This window comes from Bradyrhizobium mercantei (genome assembly GCF_001982635.1).
GTDB classification, from domain to species: domain Bacteria; phylum Pseudomonadota; class Alphaproteobacteria; order Rhizobiales; family Xanthobacteraceae; genus Bradyrhizobium; species Bradyrhizobium mercantei.
The window spans coordinates 84,957-99,814 of sequence record NZ_MKFI01000011.1 but is presented as its reverse complement, the minus strand read 5'-3'; the positions used below and the strand labels follow the sequence as shown (position 1 = coordinate 99,814).

Here is a 14,858-nt window from a genome sequence, read left to right as displayed (position 1 = left end):
GGCGGCCTTGAATCAGGCGGTCTTGCGCTGCCTCGCGGCCAGCTGCGCCACGATCTCTTCCTCGACCTCGCTCAAGCGATCCTTGCCGAAGAAGATCTCGTCACCGACAAAGAAGGTCGGCGAGCCGAACGAGCCGCGCGCCACCGCGTTGCTGGTGTTGTCGATCAGCTTCTTCTTCACCTCGTCCTGCTGCGCGCGGGCGATGATGCGGTCGATATCGAGGCCGGACGAAAGGAACGCCTCGCGGAACACCTGCGGATCGTCCATCTTCTTGGGCTCGGACCACATGTGGTGATAGGCGGCGCGGAAATACGGCTCGAACAGCCCCTCGAAATCGGCAGCGACGACGCCGCGCATCAGCATCAGCGTGTTGACCGGGAAGAACGGGTTCGTCTTGAACGTCGTGATGTTGTAGCGGCGCAGGAAGCGCTCGGTCTCGAGCGCGTTGTACTCCGGCTTGTTCTTGATGCCTCGCAGGGATTCGCCGGGCGACATGTTGCCGGTCGCCTTGTAGACGCCGCCGAGCAGCACCGGGATGTAGTCGAACTTCACGCCGGTGCGCTTCTCGATCCCCGGCAGCGCAAGCTCGGCGAGATAGGCGTTCGGACTTCCGAAATCGAAGTGGAACTCGACCTTGAGCGGAGCAGCCATGGAACGCCCTTCCCTTCGATTGTCGGCGGCCATTTGCCTGGCCGGGTTGATCGTGGCTGGACCATAAGTTCTATTTTAGAACTGTCAATATGATATTTGTCATGCAATCGCCGGCAAGCGGCCGACTTTCAGGCATCCTATTGAAATGATGTAAGTTCTGTTTTAGAATTTGATTTGCGACGATGCCGCTGACCGCAGGAGACGCCGATGAAATGGGATGCCCTCGAGGAGGAGCCGTGCTCACTCGCCCGCACCGTGGCCGTGATCGGCGACCGCTGGAGCCTGTTGATCCTGCGCGAATGCTTTCTGCGCATCCGCAGGTTCGATGACTTCCAGGCGTCGCTCGGCATCACCCGGCATCTGCTCGCCGACCGGCTGAAGAAGCTGGTGCGCTTCGGCGTGCTGCGCAAGATTCCCTATCAGGAAGCGCCGAAGCGCTACGAATACATCCTGACGGCGAAGGGCCTCGACCTCTACCCGATCATCATGTCGATCGTGCACTGGGGCAACATCCACATGGTCGATGCGCGCGGCCGGCCGCTGCTGCACGAACACAAGAGCTGCGGGAAGATGTTCGATCCCGTGATGGTCTGCTCGGAATGCGGCGAACCGCTGAGCGCCAAGCACGTCCATGTGCATCCCGGCCCCGGCGCCCGGCGATCATCGCCGCTGCACGCCAGCGCGCGGGAGCGCACCAAGAGGGGCGCCGAGCAGGGCTAGACTGTCCTTGCAGAACCGGCGCCTCGAGCGGCCGGGCGAAAGCCGCTGATTTCAGTGTGCCGCAATCAGCTCGACATTGCCGCCGAGCAGGCAGCCGACCGGACGGCCGCCGGCGAAGCCGATGCGGACGCGAATCTCCGACAGGCGCCCCATCGCCCTGCCCTGCAGGATCCGGATCTCCTCGTCATTCGGCGCGACCAGACCGCTATCGAGCAGTCCGAAGGCCAGCGCGGCGGCCGCGATGCCGGTTGCGGCATCTTCCCGATAACCGGACGAGCGCGGGAATTGCCGCGCCTCGAACAGGCGCGCCTCCCGATCGATCACCGCGAACGGATAGAGCCCGGTCGATCCGATCCGGCGGCAGACCGCCTCGACATCCTGGGCCACCGGATCGAGCGCATTCAGCGCCTCGGGAGAGCGCATCGGGATCAAGGTCTTGATCCGCGAGGTGACCGCATTGCACGGCGTTGCCGCGCCGATCGCATCCGGCCCGATCGCGAGCGCGCGCAGCACGTCGTCGCGCTGGCTCGCAGTCAGCGGAACGGTCTTGCCGGCCGGCTGGGTGATCTCGACACGGGGCTCGCCGAGACCATCGCGGCTGATGAAGCCGGTGACGGGACCGCTGCGGGTCGAGATCCGGATCGTATCGCCTCCCAGCTTGCCGTGGCGCGCCAGCAGCCAGAGCGCGCCGATGGTGGCGTGGCCGCACATTTCCATTTCGTGGTTCGGCACGAAGAAGCGGAACGTCGCGTCGAAATCGTCGCTCTCGGCCGGCAGGACGAAGCCGGACTCGTGACCGTGGCGGCGGGCGACGTCCTGCATCTCGGACGCGCTCATGCCTCGCGCATCCACCACGATCGGACAGGGATTGCCGCCCTGCCCATCCACCGTGAACACGCTGACCAGTTCGGCTGTCGTCATGATGTCGTTCCCCGAAGTGCCTTGCCCTGAACCTCTCGCGCGGCCCTTATTTGACCAGCGTCGCGCCGGTCTCCGGATGCTGCAGCCAGCCGAGCAGCGCCTCGTGGAAGCGCGCGGGCGCCTGGATCTGCGGCGAATGGCCGAGATCGGGGAATTCGATCAGCTGCGCATGCGGAATCCGCTTCACCGCCTCCTTGCCGAGCACCGGATAATTGCCGAGCGTCTTGCGAAGCTCCGGCGGCGCGGTGTCCTTGCCGATCGCGGTGGTGTCCTTGTCGCCGACGAACAATAGCGTCGGCGGCTTGATCTGCTCGAATTCGTAGAACACCGGCTGGGTCGCGATCATGTCGTAGAGCCGCGCCGAGCTCGACGCCACGGCGGCGCGGCCCTCGCCGCGATACATGCCGGCCAGCATCTGCACCCACACCTCGTAGGACGGATCCCAGGTGTCGGCATAGTAGGTGGCGCGCTCATAGGCGCGGATGCTGTCGGCGGTGACGCGCGTCTCACGCTGCATCCAGCCGTCGAGGCTGAGCCACGGCACGCCCTTGGCCTTCCAGTCCTCCAGCCCGATCGGATCGACCAGCACCAGGCGGTCGGTGGCGTCCGGATACATCAGCGCGTAGCGCATCGCGAGCATTCCGCCGGTCGAATGGCCGACCATGACCGAGCGCTCGATGCCGAGGGAGGCGAGCAGTGCGCGGCTGTTGCCGGCGAGCTGCTGGAAGGTGAACTGATAGCGTTCCGGCTTACTGGATTTGCAGAAGCCGATCTGGTCCATCGCGATCACGCGATAGCCGGCGCCGCTGAGCGCCTTGATGGTGCCGTCCCAGGTCGCGGCACAGAAATTCTTGCCGTGCAGCAGCACCGCGGTCTGCCCGTTCGGCGTCGCCGGCTTGACGTCGAGATAGGCCATGTCGAGCTCCTGCCCCTGCGAGCTGAAGCGATAATGCTGCACCGGATAGGGATATTCGAAACCCTGCAACTCCGGTCCATAGGCCGGCTCGGCGGCCGATTGCGCCAAGGCGCTGGACGAACCGAGCGCGACGGTCGCGGCGACGGCAAAAAACAGGGCTTTCAGGTGCATCTCAGCGGGTCCGATATCAGGGGCGATCTCGCGATGCCGTAGCCGAACGGTTGGGCGCCATCCAGCGCCCAGCGATGATTTATTCGTGATCCGGCCGGGAGCCCCGTCGGATCATGCTCTACGCCGGATCGAACGCCCTAATCGGCGGCAGGTTGCCGTTGAAGCGCTCGACCTCGACGGTCGTGAGCTGCCCGGTGCAGCCCTGCGCGAAGGATGACGTGCCGATGTCGCGCGTCAGCACGTTCGGATTGCCGTGGACGCAGAGCGGCGCCTCGTCCTCGGGGTCCATCGGGTCGTACCAGGCGCCGGTCGGCAGCTGCACAACGCCGGGCGCGATGCCGTCGGTGACATGCACCGCGGCCAGACATGCTCCGCGCGAATTGAAGATGCGGATGATGTCGCCGTCGGCGATGCCGCGCGCCGCCGCATCGCGCGGGTTCATCCGTGCGACCTCGCGGCCGCGATGCTTGGCGTCGAGCGAGTGCCCGCCGAAATCGAGCTGGCTGTGCAGGCGCGTCACCGGCTGGTTGGCGACGAGATAGCACGGCGAGTCAGGCTTGGGCGTATCGGTCTTCGCAAGCCAGACCGGATGGCCGGGGCAATCGGCATCGCCGTGATCCGCAATCTTCTGCGAGAATATCTCGATGCGGCCGCTTCGCGTCGGCAGCGGCCGCGCCACGGGATCCTCGCGGAAGCGGCGCAGCGAGCCGCCGTCGTCGAGATGCTGCGGCACCACCAGGCTGCCGCGCGCCCAGAACTCGTCGAAGCCGGGCGCTTCGAGCCCGCGCGCGGCGAGCGCCTTGCGGGTCGGCTCGTAGAGATGTTCCAGCCATTGCCGCGACGTGCGCCCCTCGGTGAAGGGCTCACGGGCGCCGAGACGCTCGGCGAGGTCGGCGAAGATGTCAAAATCGTCGCGCGCGAGCCCGAACGGCTCGGCGATGCGGTGCATCGCGACCATCAAGGGATCGTTGGTGGAATAGCCGATGTCCTCGCGTTCCAGCGTCATCGTCGAGGGCAGCACGATGTCGGCGTGGCGCGCGGTGGCGGTCCAGGCGAGCTCGTGCACGACCAGCGTGTCGAGCCGCGCAAACGCCTTGCGCAGCCGGTTGAGGTCCTGGTGATGGTGGAACGGATTGCCGCCGGCCCAATAGACCAGGCGGATATCCGGATAGGTCCGTGTCTCGCCATTGTAGCGATAGGTGGTGCCGGGATTGAGCAGCATGTCGGCGATGCGCGCCACCGGAATGAAGTCGGCGACGCCGTTGCGGCCCTGGCCGAGCGTCGGCCCCGGCACGTCGTTGACGCGGCGCCCGTAATAGCCGATCGCGCCGAGCGAATAGGCGTAGCCGCCGCCGGGCAGGCCGATCTGGCCGAGTGCCGCCGCCAGCACCATGCCCATCCACACCGGCTGCTCGCCATGCTCGGCGCGCTGCAGCGAATGCGACACCGTGATCAGCGCGCGCCGCCCGGCAAGCCGACGCGCGAGCGCCCTGATGGTGCCGGCATCGATGCCGCAGATCGAAGCGGCCCATTCGGCGCTCTTTGCTTGGCCATCGCTCTCGCCGGTCAGATAACGCAGAAACACCGGCCAGCCCTCGGTGTAGCGATCGAGGAAGGCCTGATCGTGCAGGCCTTCGCTGACGAGGGCGTGGACGATGCCGAGCATCAGCGCGGTGTCGGTGCCGGGCACCGCCGTCAGCCATTCGGCGCCGGCCTCGACGGGGAGATCGTCGCGCAGCGGGCTGACCAGCACGAACGCGCAGCCGCGCAGGTGCGCGGCTTGCATCGCGCCGCGCTCGACATGCTTGCTGATCGAGCCGCCGGCCACCATCGAGTTCTTCAGCGCCATGCCGCCGAACGCCAGCACGATGTCGGTCTCTGAGGCAATCTGCTCCCAGGTGACGTTGCGCTTGGTGATGTCCTCGTAGCCGGCGAGAATCTGCGGCAGCAGCACCGAGGACGCGCCGGAGGAATAGGTGTTCACCGAGCGGACATAGCCGCCGAGCGCGATGTTGAGGAAACGATGCACCTGGCTCTGCGCGTGATGGAAGCGGCCCGCGCTCGACCAGCCATAGGAGCCGCCGAACACCGCGCCGGGACCGATCGTGTCGCGAATCCGCGACAACTCGCCGCCGAGCAGGTCGAGCGCCTGCTCCCAGCTGACCGAGACGAACTCGTCGCGGCCGCGGCGATCGTCGGGCCCGGGGCCGCGCTCGAGCCAGCCGCGGCGGATCGCAGGCTGGCCGATGCGCGCCTGGTGGCGCAGCGCGCCGGGGAAGTTGTTGATGATGCCGTTCGGATCGGGATCGCCGCCATAGGGCCGGACTTCGAGACCGGCCTTCCCGAGCCGCGCCGAGAACACGCCCCAATGCGAGGTGTGCGGCTTGAAACCATCGGATAGATCGAGGCCGGGATCGGGGTGGCCAATGGTCTCGCTCATTCGGCAGCGTCCTCGGATGCGGGGTTCGAGCCCTGTCACACAGATGTCGTCAGTATAACGATCGGCACCCCGATGTCTTCGGGTACAGGGTTGCGCGACGCGCAGGCGGCCACGCGCACGGCACCCGCTGCCGGATGTCGCACCGTGCCCTGCCGGCCTCATCGCCGACGATGGCGGAACTCGCCGCAACGGGTGTCCGCAGCAAAAAACTCGAAAACAACCCCATGCAAAGGAGCCGGCCCGCTGTCGGCGTCCGGCACGGCGGCTTGACATGTCGGGCAACTCAGGGATATTCTTCTAATATTCCGAAATCGTGCAAGCGCCGCTGGTAGATGCCCTCTCGCCCGCAACAGCGGGCTCAGCGACTGCGATGACGGCCGACCACCCTCAACCACATCGAAATGCACCGCCGCCCGCAGCGAGCGATCGCCTGCGCGCGGGCCGTGCGCGTTTCAGGGACCATCGACATGACACCTGCCCCCGATCTCACCGTGCCGACGCTGGCCACCGCCCCCGGCGAGCCGCAAGCCGCCACAGTGCCGCGCATAAAACTCTCGCGGCGCGGATATGCGATCGACCACCCCGATCCGAGGCTCGGCGAAGCGCTGATGGCGAGCGTGCTGGGCGTCGCCGATCGCGCCGCGATGGACGGCATCCTCAGGCAATTGGTCAAGGCCAGCGTGAGCGGCGGCAAGCCCTGCGAGGTCAACCTCGCCTTCATGATCTCGATGGTGAAGAGCATTCGCCCGCGGGATGCCGTCGAGGCCATGCTGGTGGCGCAGATGGTGTCGGTGCATGTGATGGCGATGCGCTGCGCCCACCACCTCGCGCATGCCGACGACCTCGCCCAGCACGACAGCGCCGCGCGCGCCCTCGGCCGGCTCACCCGCACCTTTCCCGCCCAGATCGAGGCGCTGAACCGCTACCGCAGCCATGGCGAGCCCGCCATCACCGTGCAGAACGTGAAGGTGGAGGACGGCGGCAACGCCATCGTCGGCAACGTCACCCAGCATGCGAGCGTGATCGTCGCCGGCGAGACGCCGGCACCCGCGGCGCGGACGCCGAAGGCCACGCCCGCCAGGCGCGCGCATGACCCCGCCGATGCCGGGCAGGACGCCCAGGCATGAGCGATCACATCGGCACGATCGTCTCGATGCTGGCGAGCCCGCGCTGCGGCGCCAAGACCCGTTGCGGCGGTGCGTGCCGGGCGCCGGTAGTCCGCGGCAAGAGGCGCTGCCGCATGCACGGCGGCGCAAAGGGATCCGGCGCGCCAAGGGCAAACCGCAACGCGCGCAAGCATGGCCTGTTCACCAGGGATGCGATCGCGGAACGGAGGGAGATACGGGCGTTGCTGGGTGAGGTGCGGAAGGTGTTGGAGGGGATGAAGTGATGTCGCGGTGACGGTGTGCTAGTCGGCGCCCACCGATGCCGAACGATTCCAGAACTGTCACCGCAGTTCTTATCGCACAATTGACTTATAACCAAGGGTTGCTAATTATTCTCAATACGCCTTTTTGAAAATTCATTTGTGACCGAATATTCATGTCAAAAACGATGATCTTCCTCATTGACGGCACGACAAACGACGCAACCTGTGAGCTATTCTCCAATGTGTATGCCATCAACCAGCTCATAGCCGACAGTAAGCGATTTCGCGATGAGCCGTCCAAGACGCAAGTCACCTTCTATCTACCTGGCGTGGGGACTAAATTCACTGTCAAGAGAGCAGTGAACAGAAAGAAGTGGTTCTTTCGGACGGATACGGTACGGCAACAGATATTCGGAGATGACCTCGAGCAGCTCATTCTGAGAGCATATGTCAATCTCTGCGCCAACTATCACGTCGGTGATGAGATTGTTCTGATCGGGTTTTCCCGAGGCTCTGCGGCGGCCAGGATACTGTCGAGGTTTATTTCCGATCTCGGCATTCTCACACCAGATATGCTGATGTATCTAGACCGCCTCTGGAACGATTTCGTCGAAATCTCGCGGGCAAAGGATGAGAGGGAGTATTATGGCGAAATCGCCGAGCTAAAGAACGACCTCTTTCAACAAGCCAAGAAGTCGGTTTTTCAAAGGCACGCAACCGGCGAAGAAGACGAGGGGCCGACGATCAAGTTCTTGGGTCTCTTCGACACCGTTATCGGTGAATTTGATGTCGAGCTTTGCAAGAACGTCAATTTTCGAGACCAGTTTCCAGCGAAATCAGTCGAGCACGTCGTTCACTTGCTGAGCATGCACGATGTCCGCAGAGAGTTCGAATTAAAGCGCTTCGACATTCCGAGAGATCGTCCTGCGACGTTCCGAGAGATCTGGATGCCCGGAGTTCATGCTGACGTAGGCGGCGGCTACACTGAAGATTTTATTTCCCTCGTCGCGCTGCTCACCATGGCGGAGTTTCTGAGAGATATTGCCAATGTCGCGTTGATCAACACGAACTGCGAAGCAGTACGCGGAAGGATCAAAGACTATGCCGCGGCGAATCGGTTCGTCATCAATAAGGAGCCGCTTGTCAGCCAAAGGAACTCGCGAATACTGTCCTTCATGCAAAAGGACGATGAGATTCATCCGCTGCACGGATTCCTGGTTGGAAAAAAGGTACACTGGAAGGATTACTCGTCGAAGCCGGTAGACTATGAGGATACGATTTCAGACGTGCCAACGTTCGTAGACGCCACGTTGCAGAAGCGCTTTGACAGATGGTTCGAGTAGCAAGTAGCCCGCATCAGCACAGCGACATGCAGGGACGGACCACTTCCCGAATATCGCTACGCTCATCCGGGCGACGCTTGCCGCTGAAGGTAATGAAGTGAGCAAGTGAGAAGTCATCCGAGCGCGATCCGCCCCACACGTGTTGAGCTGGAGCGACGACAGATATTTGAGTGCGCGTCACCGCAATTCCGTTCATTTTCGACGTCGACTGTACGTCGCTTCCACCGCGCGTGCGGTACTCGTCCGACGATTTGTCGATTGCATTCCGCACGTGAATGTGCAGTCGTAGAGCAACGTTTGGTTGTCGATGCTCCGACGGGTGCTGATTCCCGTTCATGTAACAGGACGTATTACCGGCGGAGTGTTAGTCCGAAATAATTTTAGAGAAGGAGCGCTTATGCCAGGGCACGATACTCGCTCATTGTATCTTTGTGTAAAGACTTCCCTGGAAAGGCCTGGTCATCCACCGCAAGAGACGGTCATTTATACATTGCCGCATAGCGTTGACTTAACGCGACCGGAGCCTTGGAACATTGATCAGGAAGTGTTGTCCAACGGTGACCGATATGCGTTTTCGCTAGTGGTTGACGTGCGGCGAGCAGAACACGAGTTCTATCCTCAGCAACCTCGCGCGTACATCCGGTTCGATGTCGGAGGCCAAGGAAACATATCTCCGGCTCCGCCAGACGCACCGGATAGCTGGGCCTCAAATTCGTGCTGGCTGGATGAATTCACGCAGTATGCGGGGACATGGTTGCGCATCACCACCTCCAAGCCTGGATTGTTTCTCGATCTGAATGTCCAATTCGCACCTTAGAAGAGAGAGGGCTGTATGACTTGGCCGAACGGGCATCAGATTCTCCACGTCCCTGTGGGCACGCGATCCATCGTGGCACCCAACACATTTCCCAACTACAAGAGCGTCATCATCGACCCCGGCGGAATACTTGAAATAAGCACCGAGGCCTGGACGGCGAGTGCCTGGATGCAGATCGGTTGTATGGATGACTTCATCCTGCGAGGAACACTTCTCGTTCGCGGTTCACCAATCTGCGCCGACAACAATTACGTGTTTCAGGGAAGCGACGGAACGACGCGCTCGGCAGCTTTCCATCAGCCGAGCGGCGGCTCTGGTGGCTCCTCTGTTGGCTCGCAGTTTAAACCAGGCGGCACGCCGGGCAGTTCTGCATACGGAAACGGAGGTGGTGGTGCCGCTGCCTTCGGAAGAGGGGGCGATGGCCAACTCTCACGAGCCGGCGACGGCGGGAGGGCTAACGGCTTGGACGGCACCCGTTGGAACGTCGGCAATGGAGGCAGTGGAGGACAGATCGCTTCGTCGGGTAATGGCGCCGCCGGCCCAGGCAGCAACGGGGGCGATGCGTCGGGAGGAGACGGAACGGTTGGTGGCGGCGCGGGCGGAGGCGCTCGCGGGCTTCACGGAGGGTTTCTCTACATTCGTGTCCTCGGCAATTTCGATGCAAGCGCCGGATTGATCGACGTCTCCGGCGCCGACGGTGCCGCCGGTGGAAACGGCGGCAGCGCTTCGAACGGCACTTTCGAGCACGCGCAATATCCAGGTGCTGGCGGCGGTGGCGGCGCCGGTGGCAACGGCGGCCTGGTTATCGTGAGCTGCCGAAACGATTTCAAGAAGGGCCGAGAAAGCAAGGGTGGCGGCAACGGCGGTGCTGGCGGATCGCCGGGACATACCGTCAGACCTGATATGAAAGGACAACCTGGACAATCCGGTCAAAACGGCATGCAGGGAGATATCCAATACTTCCGCGAGCCGTGACAGTGACAGTGACAGCAAGTAGCCCGCATGAGCGCCGCTACATGCGGGCCGGACCAATCCCCGGATATCGCTACGCTCATCCGGGCTACGCTCGCTGCTTTCAGCGCAACTAGCGTGATCGGCAAAGATTCCTGACGTTCATCGAGTAGAGAAAGACACCGCTTCGACTGCAATCCAGTTGGCGGCGTCAAGCCGCCAGCGCGGCCGGCCGGCCTGGTCGACGACGGGGACGTCGACTGGCGCTCGCTCAATTGAAAAACAGCAGAGTCCCGTTCACCCACACCTGGATGGGATCGTCGCCGTTCGAATCCGACAACATGACCTGGCAGGCAAGCGTCGTCGGGCCTGAAAAAAAGACGTTGGTGACGAACTGCCCCAGCGGCCGTTCCGTCAGATGGACGCCGCCGTCGGTCACGAACGCTCCCGAGACCGATCGCACGGTGATGAGCGCGCCGCTTCCTGGAGGCGATGTGAACGAGGCGGTCTGGGTGGTCGGACGTCCGGGGGCCAAATTCCCCGTTCCACCACCATTGAAGAAAAAGAAACTGAAGCCGGCGAAGCCGGAGAGGCCACCGACGCCGGTCCATGGATCCACGGACCCGTTGGCCTTATCGAATGGCCTGATGCCGTGCTTGTCGTCATAGCTGAAGGTGGGGTGCAAGACGGGCTTTTTCATTTACATCGTCCTCAAATATTCTGTTTGAAAGAAAAGCGGCAGCGATCTGAGGATAAGCGGCGCCCCGTCCGGGCCGATGTGAGACATCCCACAACGTAACGCGGAATTGATATCTTGTGTAACGCAACCAGTGCGGGCGGCCGATCGAACGGTCGTCGCCGCGCAATCAAGGGCGGAGCAAACAACCCTCATGAGCCGACGGGTCGCGCGAATGCGCGCCCGATGACAGGCTCCGCGACATGCGGGACGGGCCATTCCCGGATATCGCTGCGCTCATCCGGGCTACGCTTGCCCATTCACTCCGTGACGAACTTGACGCCGACCCATCCGCCTTTGCGCCAAACCACATTGCACAAGCAAGTCTTGCTCGGTGGAATGATGAGGGTGAACCGATCAGGCAGTTCTGAATGCTGGTCCGCCCGCAAGGCGGCGCCATCTTCCGTGATGTCCCGCACGGCACAGCACAGCGACAGATCGTCAAACCTGATCAGGGCATCATCCAACGACGGATTGCGCGCAGACTTGCGTCTGTCGGGAAGGATAACCATTCCGTGTCCATCAATAAATCATGCAAATCTGATTGATGCTCTGTCAGAAAGATTTCGTTTCCACTAACGAAGCCTGGATGCGGCGCCGCGCGCCAAAACCCGACAGACCATTCAGGCGCTGCGCCGATTCGGTCGATCTCTTCTCCGCCGGCGGCGCGGCCAGTCACGGCGTCTCTGGGGAGGATCAAGCGATCTTTCCACATCCGCCACCGGCTTCGCTGCGGGCTCGCTGGATGGCAGATCGACGACTGTTCGAGGCGGTGGCTCTATCCGATTGGCAACCGCCGCCTCGAGCGCCGCGAGGAATTGCCGTCCTGCATCGGTGATTTCCCAGCCTTCATGATCGCGGAGAATGAATCTGGCCGAGAAGATATTCAGATCCGGTGCATGCTGCGCCAGGCGCTTCATGCGATCGGTCCAGTCCTTGCCGCTGTTCATCAGGATTTCGACGGCGTGCCGGATTTCGGCAACAGAGGCGCGCCCGGCGGACTGGCCGGCCAGCACTTTCAAGACGGTCAGTTGGAAGGACACTTCCACGTCTCCGGTCTGGCTCTTGAAGTGTCGGCGAGGCCGGTTAACCGCCCGTCAAAATTTCGTCATTTCCGCTCAACAATTGACGCAATGGATCAAGCACTCCGACCGGGATCAATCACGCAGCGGAGTTAGCCTGAACTAAAATGGATAGGTCGGCGGCCGGAGTTCCCGATTTAACCTGATCGCGCAGCATCAAGCTTAACGCGCGAGTTCGTTTGCTTTGGCGCGGTCGCCGATCAAACATCAGCGCGCCGGATATTGCCCTCCATCCGGATCCACCATGGCGAAGTCGTCGCGCCACGATATTCGGCGTGACGACTTCGTTTTGGTCCGTCGGCAGGGTGCCCGCATCAGCCAACGGGTCGCGCAAATGCGCGCCCGATGACAGGCTCCGCGACATGCGGGACGGACCATGAGGCGCTGCGTACATCATTTCAATTCGCCTTCCAGCCTCCGCAAACGGCGTCACGCGATGCCTTGACGCTCGGGCGCTCGCGGTCATATATGATGATCATCATCATATACCAAACCAGCCTCGAAACCGCGGTGGTTCGAGCCCCGGCCACGCCGGCAAGGCCACGACAGGAGCACCATGCGTCGAATTGTTGTGACGGGCCTCGGGACGGTGTCCCCGCTGGGCTGTGGCACCGAACTGGTCTGGTCGCGGCTGCTTGCGGGGCAGTCCGGGCTGCGCGCATTGCCGGAATGGGCAGCGAGCCTGCCGGCGCGCGTCGCAGGCCAGGTGCCTGACAAGGCCGACGATGCCGAGGGCGGGTTCGATCCTGATCTGGCGGCGCCGCGCAAGGACCAGAAGAAGATGGACCGGTTCATCCTGTTCGCGCTGCTGGCGGCGGCGGAGGCTGTGGCGCAGGCCGGCTGGATGCCGGCCGAGGCGCACGCCGAGGTGCGCACCGCGACCGTGATCGCAACCGGGATCGGCGGGTTTCCCGCGATCGCGGACGCCGTGCGCACGGTGGAGAAGAGCGGCACGCGCCGCCTGTCGCCGTTCACCGTTCCCGCCTTCCTGGCCAATCTCGCGGCCGGGCACATCAGCATCCGCTACGGCTATAAGGGTGCGATCGGCGCGCCGGTGACGGCGTGCGCGGCGAGCGTGCAAGCCATCGGCGATGCCGCGCGCCTGATCCGGTCAGGCGAGGCCGATGTTGCGATCTGCGGCGGCGCGGAGGCCTGCATCGATCCGGTGAGCCTCGGCGGCTTTGCCGCCGCGCGAGCGCTGTCGACGTCATTCAATGATGGGCCCGCCCGGGCGTCACGGCCGTTCGACCGCGACCGCGACGGTTTTGTGATGGGCGAAGGCGCAGGTGTGCTCGTGATCGAGGAGTTCGACCATGCGCTGCGGCGCGGCGCGCAGCCGATCGCCGAGATCACCGGCTACGGCACGACGGCGGACGCCTATCACATCACCGCAGGTCCCGAAGACGGCGACGGCGCCCGCCGCGCCATGGAGGCGGCGCTGGCGCAGGCCGGTGTGCTCCCGCGCGAGATCCAGCATCTCAACGCGCATTCGACCTCGACGCCGGTCGGCGATCTCAGCGAGCTCGAGGCCATCAAGCGCGTGTTCGGGCGCGACGGCGGGATTGCGGTCAGCGCGACCAAGTCGGCGACCGGACACCTGCTGGGCGCTGCCGGCGGCGTCGAGGCGATCTTCACGATCCTGGCGCTGCGCGATCAGATCGCGCCGCCCACGCTCAATCTGGAGAATGCCGATCCGGCGGCTGATGGCATCGATCTGGTCGGGAAGGTTGCGCGGCCGATGGCGATCGAGCACGCGATCTCGAACGGCTTCGGATTCGGCGGCGTCAACGCCAGTCTGGTGTTTCGGCGGTGGGCTTGAAGCGTTGGGCTGTTTCGTAGCCCGCATGAGCGCAGCGACATGCGGGGACGGACCTTCCCCGGATATCGCTGCGCTCATCCGGGCTACGCTTGCTCCAATTCAACTTGATCTCATCATGCTCCAAAGCGCGATGGAGTTAGCAGCAAGTAGCCAGTAGCCCGCATGAGCCAACGGGTCGCGCGAATGCGCGCCCGATGACGGGCTCCGCGACATGCGGGACGGACCTTCCCCGGATATCGCTGCGCTCATCCGGGCTACGCTTGCTTGCGGCTCCGCAGGCGGATGCTCGCCCTCACCGCTTCCCCACGCTCGCATCGATCAATAGCTTCGCCACCGTGAGCGCGGATTCCGCCGGGCCCTCTTCCGACTGCTGGCCGGTGCTGTAGATGCCTTCGATCAGCAGCAGCAGCGCATCGCCGAGCACGGCGGGGTGACGCGCGCCCATGCTGCTTGCGAGCTCGCGCAGGCGCTTGCGGAACACCTTCTTGTGCGCCTCGGCGACCTGGCGCGCAGGATTGTCGCGCGCCGGATATTCGATCGTGGCGTTGCTCAGCCCGCAGCCGCGATAGCCCTTGCGCACCGCGCGGGTCGACAGCACGCGGATATAGGCCAGCACGTGCTCGCGCGGATCGCTGTAGGATTTGCCGCCGGGGTTCTCGAACTTCTCCCAGAAATCCAGGTCGTAGTCGCGCATATAGGCGGCGGCGAGATCGTCCTTGGAGGCGAAGCTGCGATAGAGGCTCGGCTTGGTGACGCCGGCCCGCTCGACCACCTCGTCGACGCCGACGGCGCGGATGCCCTCGCGATAGAACAGCTCGCTGGCGGAGGCGCGGATGCGGTCGGCGGCGCGCACGGGGCGCTCCTCAGCTGGTTCGACGGTTTTCTTCATGGCAGCCATCCGGATCCTCCCGCGCGACGCGCT

At 63.6% G+C, this 14,858-nt stretch carries 14 protein-coding genes; 6 read left to right on the top strand and 8 right to left on the bottom strand.

What is annotated here, in order from left to right:
- Positions 1-12: 12 nt before the first annotated feature.
- Positions 13-651, bottom strand: coding sequence for a 2-hydroxychromene-2-carboxylate isomerase (locus tag BI327_RS37650; RefSeq protein WP_076866558.1), 639 nt, complete (start codon positions 649-651; stop codon positions 13-15).
- Between the two features lie 207 nt (positions 652-858).
- Between BI327_RS37650 and BI327_RS37645 the strand changes: the two genes are divergently transcribed.
- Positions 859-1,371 carry a winged helix-turn-helix transcriptional regulator gene (locus BI327_RS37645; protein ID WP_076866556.1) on the top strand — a complete coding sequence of 171 codons (513 nt, stop codon included), beginning with the start codon at positions 859-861 and terminating at the stop codon, positions 1,369-1,371.
- Positions 1,372-1,422: 51 nt separating this feature from the next.
- Here the strand turns inward: BI327_RS37645 and BI327_RS37640 are convergent, their stop codons facing one another.
- The 3 genes from BI327_RS37640 to BI327_RS37630 all read right to left on the bottom strand — a co-directional run bounded on the left by BI327_RS37640 (position 1,423) and on the right by BI327_RS37630 (position 5,819).
- The gene (locus tag BI327_RS37640) at positions 1,423-2,292 is read right to left on the bottom strand and encodes a PhzF family phenazine biosynthesis protein (RefSeq protein ID WP_076866555.1); all 870 of its coding nucleotides are present in this window, start codon (positions 2,290-2,292) and stop codon (positions 1,423-1,425) included.
- 46 nt (positions 2,293-2,338) lie between these two features.
- A complete protein-coding gene (locus BI327_RS37635; protein WP_076866553.1) occupies positions 2,339-3,379 on the bottom strand; it encodes an alpha/beta fold hydrolase in 1,041 nt (346 codons plus the stop codon).
- A 118-nt stretch (positions 3,380-3,497) separates the two neighbouring features.
- A complete protein-coding gene (locus tag BI327_RS37630; RefSeq protein WP_076866552.1) occupies positions 3,498-5,819 on the bottom strand; it encodes a molybdopterin guanine dinucleotide-containing S/N-oxide reductase in 2,322 nt (773 codons plus the stop codon).
- A 467-nt stretch (positions 5,820-6,286) separates the two neighbouring features.
- On the opposite strand from BI327_RS37630, the gene BI327_RS37625 reads away from it, so the two are divergent.
- The 4 genes from BI327_RS37625 (at position 6,287) to BI327_RS42085 (ending at position 10,323) form a co-directional block, all read left to right on the top strand.
- Positions 6,287-6,946: a hypothetical protein gene (locus BI327_RS37625; RefSeq protein WP_076866744.1), complete on the top strand. Its 660-nt coding sequence runs from the start codon at positions 6,287-6,289 to the stop codon at positions 6,944-6,946.
- Positions 6,943-7,209 (top strand): HGGxSTG domain-containing protein, encoded by a 267-nt coding sequence (locus tag BI327_RS37620; RefSeq protein WP_076866550.1) that lies wholly within the window; start codon positions 6,943-6,945, stop codon positions 7,207-7,209. Before BI327_RS37625 ends, BI327_RS37620 begins: the two co-directional genes overlap by 4 nt.
- 152 nt (positions 7,210-7,361) lie before the next feature.
- Complete coding sequence (locus BI327_RS37615; RefSeq protein WP_083742380.1) at positions 7,362-8,531, top strand: T6SS phospholipase effector Tle1-like catalytic domain-containing protein; 1,170 nt, start codon at positions 7,362-7,364, stop codon at positions 8,529-8,531.
- An 889-nt stretch (positions 8,532-9,420) separates the two neighbouring features.
- Entirely contained in the window at positions 9,421-10,323 is a 903-nt protein-coding gene (locus BI327_RS42085) for a hypothetical protein (protein WP_143271775.1), read from the top strand.
- A gap of 247 nt (positions 10,324-10,570) precedes the next feature.
- On the opposite strand, the gene BI327_RS37600 is transcribed toward BI327_RS42085, so the two are convergent.
- From BI327_RS37600 to BI327_RS37590, 3 genes are all read right to left on the bottom strand, one after another.
- Positions 10,571-10,999 carry a hypothetical protein gene (locus BI327_RS37600; RefSeq protein WP_076866543.1) on the bottom strand — a complete coding sequence of 143 codons (429 nt, stop codon included), beginning with the start codon at positions 10,997-10,999 and terminating at the stop codon, positions 10,571-10,573.
- 296 nt (positions 11,000-11,295) lie between these two features.
- The gene (locus BI327_RS37595; RefSeq protein ID WP_076866541.1) at positions 11,296-11,547 is read right to left on the bottom strand and encodes a PilZ domain-containing protein; all 252 of its coding nucleotides are present in this window, start codon (positions 11,545-11,547) and stop codon (positions 11,296-11,298) included.
- Positions 11,548-11,658: 111 nt separating this feature from the next.
- On the bottom strand, positions 11,659-12,078 hold the full coding sequence (locus tag BI327_RS37590; RefSeq protein WP_076866742.1) for a hypothetical protein: 420 nt from the start codon (positions 12,076-12,078) through the stop codon (positions 11,659-11,661).
- 595 nt (positions 12,079-12,673) lie between these two features.
- Between BI327_RS37590 and fabF the strand changes: the two genes are divergently transcribed.
- A complete protein-coding gene (gene fabF, locus BI327_RS37585; RefSeq protein WP_076866539.1) occupies positions 12,674-13,936 on the top strand; it encodes a beta-ketoacyl-ACP synthase II in 1,263 nt (420 codons plus the stop codon).
- Positions 13,937-14,228: 292 nt separating this feature from the next.
- Here fabF and BI327_RS37580 read toward each other — a convergent pair whose 3' ends face one another.
- Complete coding sequence (locus tag BI327_RS37580; RefSeq protein ID WP_083742382.1) at positions 14,229-14,825, bottom strand: TetR/AcrR family transcriptional regulator; 597 nt, start codon at positions 14,823-14,825, stop codon at positions 14,229-14,231.
- Positions 14,826-14,858 lie beyond the last annotated feature (33 nt).